The sequence below is a fragment of the Agrobacterium sp. 10T429 genome, from assembly GCF_056393925.1.
In genome coordinates this window covers 1-360 of the sequence record NZ_JBFTGV010000101.1, presented here as the reverse complement: position 1 = coordinate 360, position 360 = coordinate 1, and the positions used below count along the sequence as shown (strand labels likewise).

At 75.3% G+C, this 360-nt stretch carries 1 protein-coding gene; it reads left to right on the top strand.

Translation table 11 applies throughout. The features are described from left to right. Nucleotides 1-37: 37 nt before the first annotated feature. On the top strand, nucleotides 38-360 hold a 323-nt coding region (locus tag AC1DCP_RS26720; RefSeq protein ID WP_476774920.1), incomplete at its 3' end, for a dihydrodipicolinate synthase family protein.

Sequence of the window (360 nt, the reverse complement as noted above, 5' to 3'; positions counted from 1 at the left end):
GGATGCCCTGCGCGTGTTCTGCGGCGAGGATGCCGCCATGCTCGACCACCTGCTGGCCGACGGCGCAGGCGTGGTGCCGGCTGCCGCCCATATCCGCCCGGACTTGTTCGTCCGGCTGCTGCAACTGGCCCGCACCGGCTGCGACGAAGCGGCGCGCGCGCTGTTCCGCCAGCTCTCGCCGCTGATCGACCTGATGTTCGCCGAGCCGAACCCGGCGCCGGTCAAGGCCGCGCTGGCGCTGGCAGGCCTGGCCCGCGCCGAGGTGCGCCAGCCGCTCACGCCGGCCACGCGCGCGCTGACGGCCCGCCTGGAAGCGGCCATGGCCCTGCTGCCGCCCGCGGTGTTTCCGCCCTTTCCGCC